This is a genomic window from Streptococcus handemini (genome assembly GCF_040984445.1).
Classification (GTDB): Bacteria; Bacillota; Bacilli; order Lactobacillales; family Streptococcaceae; genus Streptococcus; species Streptococcus handemini.
In genome coordinates this window covers 1-816 of the sequence record NZ_JBFRYH010000130.1, presented here as the reverse complement: position 1 = coordinate 816, position 816 = coordinate 1, and the positions used below count along the sequence as shown (strand labels likewise).

The following is an 816-nucleotide window of genomic DNA, read 5'->3' as shown; positions in this document are numbered from 1 at the left end:
AAATCTTTGATAATTGTTTGATATTCCATTGTAAGTGATGGGATTTAGCGATATACTGTAAGTGGCTCATTTGGACTAACCTCCTGTTTGTTTGGTCACTTACAGTATAGTCCTTTTGGGCTTTTTATTGTATTCTGAGAGTAACTAGCACCACGAGTACACTATACTACTATCATCAAGTAAAGACCTCCTAACTTTATTTGATAAGAACCTAAATTTTTCATATTATTCTCCGTAACAGAAGCCACCCAATCCGGTGGCTTTTCTTTTATGGAATCTTTTGGTATAATAAAGTATATTTGAAAAGGAGTGATACTATGGGTCAACTATTATTTCCGCTACTGATGGTAGCTATGCTTGGATTCATGATTTTTTCTCAACGAAAACAACAAAAAAATCGATTGGAAGCCTTGAGCCAAATTAAAAAAGGCGACGAGATTGTGACCATCGGTGGTCTGTATGGAATCGTGGATGAGATTAACGAGCAGAAAGTAGTGTTGGATGTGGATGGTGTCTATTTGACATTTGAACGTTCAGCTATTCGCGGTCGTGTCAATCAAGCAACTGCTGTTGAAACAGTGGTGGAAGAAGCAGTTATAGAAGAAACAGCTGTGACAGAGGAATAATCAATCAAAAGGCACTTGATAGTGCTTTTTCTTTTTGTTTAAAAGAGGTAACGTTGGTGTCTAAATCCACGACAAACGCATGAAGAAAGTTTCGTTTTCAGATAACAGTTTCATAAACTAAGCTCGAATCCTTTGCTATACTAGAGATAGTGGAGGATTTTGTTATGAATGAGATACTGGATTTCTTGAT

The 816-nt window shown here is 36.6% G+C and carries 1 protein-coding gene; it reads left to right on the top strand.

The features are described from left to right. The first annotated feature begins 317 nt into the window (after positions 1-317). On the top strand, positions 318-626 hold the full coding sequence (gene yajC, locus ABPH35_RS10940) for a preprotein translocase subunit YajC (protein WP_349988021.1): 309 nt from the start codon (positions 318-320) through the stop codon (positions 624-626). The last annotated feature ends 190 nt before the right edge of the window (positions 627-816 follow it).